Annotated in this window: 2 protein-coding genes; both read left to right on the top strand. The window is 69.7% G+C overall.

The genetic code is table 11. The annotated features are described in order from the left end of the window. Positions 1-443 precede the first annotated feature (443 nt). Positions 444-893, top strand: coding sequence for a PTS sugar transporter subunit IIA (locus tag ACWEJX_RS37685; RefSeq protein WP_451611916.1), 450 nt, complete (start codon positions 444-446; stop codon positions 891-893). 84 nt (positions 894-977) lie between these two features. Then, the gene (gene ptsP, locus ACWEJX_RS37680; RefSeq protein WP_451611915.1) at positions 978-2648 is read left to right on the top strand and encodes a phosphoenolpyruvate--protein phosphotransferase; all 1671 of its coding nucleotides are present in this window, start codon (positions 978-980) and stop codon (positions 2646-2648) included. Positions 2649-2703 lie beyond the last annotated feature (55 nt).

Genomic DNA, 2703 nt, shown 5'->3' with positions numbered 1-2703 from the left:
TCACCCTCGCGGGCTTTCCTCCGGGCGCTTCCTTCGTTTCCGACTCTATCAGATCTTTCCGATCCGATTTCCTCGGTGCTTTCCGGTCCCTTTTCCTGGCGTTTGCCTTCGGGCCCTTCCGGCGGGGTCAAACACTACCAGGCTTTCTCGGTCCCCCTGACCACACCCTCCGCGAGCATGCAGAGGTGTAGACCACTGAGGTTAGGATCTGGCTTGATAGGTGCTGCGGACTCACGACTCAGCGTCGCGTTGGAGTCACGCAGGAGTACGACAGTACATCCCACCGTCACTAGACGCAAATCGTTTCCGGTAGTCCCTAGGTCCGCCAACCGGTACATCTCGTGCGGAACTAGGACTTCCCATGACATAGGCTTCTGAACCAGTACGCCGTCCAGGACAGGTAGTGACGGCGTAACACGATCTCCGCCCCTGGGAGGCATCCCATGACATCCGTGACGTCGCCACTCGCTGGACGCGCCATCGGTCTCGCCGCTGTACCCGACCCCGTCTTCTCCGGTGCGATGGTCGGTCCCGGCACCGCCATCGACCCCGTCCGTGAGCCCGGCGAGGCGGTGTCGCCCGTCGACGGGATCATCGTCTCTCTGCACCCGCACGCGTTCGTCGTCGTGGACGACCACGGCCACGGTGTGCTGACCCATCTCGGCATCGACACCGTTCAGCTCAACGGCGAGGGCTTCGAGCTCCTCGTGAACAAGGGCGACACCGTGCAGCGCGGACAGGCGGTCGTGCGGTGGAACCCCGGCGCTGTCGAGGCGGCCGGCAAGTCCCCCATCTGTCCCATCGTGGCGCTCGAAGCCACGGCCGACTCCCTCTCCGATGTCGTCGAGGCCGGGGACGTGAAGGCCGGCGACGCGCTCTTCTCCTGGAAGTGACCGCCGGCTCGTCCTTCCGACGAGCGCGCATACGACATTGAAACGACGCGGCGGCCCGGCCGCCGCTCTATCGGAGACGGTGAGATGGAGACAACGCTGCGAGGCGTCGGTGTCAGCCATGGGGTGGCCATCGGCGAGGTCCGGCACATGGGCACGGCGGTCCTGGAGCCGCCGGCCAAGCAGATTCCGGCCGATGAGGCGGAGCGCGAACAGGGGCGCGCCCGTCAGGCCGTGGAAGCTGTGGCGGCCGACCTGATCGCTCGGGGCAATCTGGCCGGCGGCGAGGCCCAGGCGGTGCTCGAGGCCCAGGCGATGATCGCGCAGGACCCGGAGCTGATCGCCGACGTCGACCGTCGGATCGCGGTCGGCAGCACTGCCGAGCGCGGTATCTACGACGCGTTCTCGCACTACCGGGAGCTGCTCGCGGGTGCCGGTGAGTACATGGCCGGCCGGGTGGCCGACCTGGACGACGTGCGGAACCGGATCGTGGCGCGCCTGCTGGGCGTACCGATGCCGGGTGTGCCGGACAGCGACGAGCCGTACGTGCTGATCGCCCGGGACCTGGCGCCGGCCGACACCGCGCTGCTGGACCCGGCGCTCGTGCTCGGTTTCGTGACCGAGGAGGGCGGGCCGACCAGCCACAGCGCGATCCTCGCGCGGGCGCTCGGTGTGCCGGCCGTGGTCGCGCTGCCGGGTGCGGGCGAGCTGGCCGAGGGCACGGTCATCGCGGTGGACGGTTCCACCGGAGAGATCTTCGTGGAGCCGAGCGAGGAGAAGAAGGACGCGCTGACCCGCGCGGCCGAGGAGCGGAAGGCCGCGCTGGCCGCCTCCAGCGGTCCGGGTGCGACCTCGGACGGGCACAAGGTGCCGCTGCTCGCGAACGTGGGTGGTCCGGCGGACGTGCCGGCGGCGGTCGAGGCCGGTGCCGAGGGCGTGGGTCTGTTCCGTACCGAGTTCCTGTTCCTGGACGACAGCGCGAAGGCTCCGTCCGAGGAGAAGCAGATCGAGGCGTACCGCAAGGTGCTCGAGGCGTTCCCCGAGGGCCGGGTGGTCGTGCGGGTGCTCGACGCGGGTGCGGACAAGCCGCTGGACTTCCTGACGCCGGCGGACGAGCCGAACCCGGCGCTCGGCGTGCGGGGTCTGCGGACGCTGCTCGACCACCCCGAGGTGCTGCGGACCCAGCTGACGGCGCTGGCGAAGGCCGCCGAGGGTCTGCCGGTGTACCTGGAGGTCATGGCGCCGATGGTGGCCGACCGTACGGATGCGAAGGCGTTCGCCGACGCGTGCCGTGCGGCGGGGCTGCGGGCGAAGTTCGGCGCGATGGTGGAGATCCCGTCCGCCGCGCTGCGGGCGCGCTCGATCCTTCAGGAGGTCGAGTTCCTGTCCCTGGGCACGAACGACCTGGCTCAGTACACCTTCGCCGCCGACCGTCAGGTGGGCGCGGTGTCGCGACTGCAGGATCCGTGGCAGCCGGCGCTTCTCGATCTCGTGGCGCTGTCCGCGGAGGCCGCCAAGGCCGAGGGCAAGAGCTGTGGTGTGTGCGGTGAGGCCGCGTCGGATCCGTTGCTCGCGTGTGTGCTGACGGGTCTGGGTGTCACCTCTCTGTCGATGGGTGCGGCGTCGATTCCGTATGTGCGGGCGACGCTGGCGAAGCACACGCTGGCGCAGTGCGAGCGTGCGGCGGCCGCGGCGCGTGCGGCGGACACGGCGCACGACGCGCGGATGGCCGCGCAGGCGGTGCTGTCCGGGGAGTGATCCGGCGGACCGTGACCGGTCCGGTTGTCGAAGGGGCTTCCCGCCACGAGGTGGC

The organism is Streptomyces sp. NPDC004788, assembly GCF_053601115.1.
Note: the sequence above shows the minus strand (reverse complement) of the source record. Positions and strands in the feature narration are given on the sequence as shown.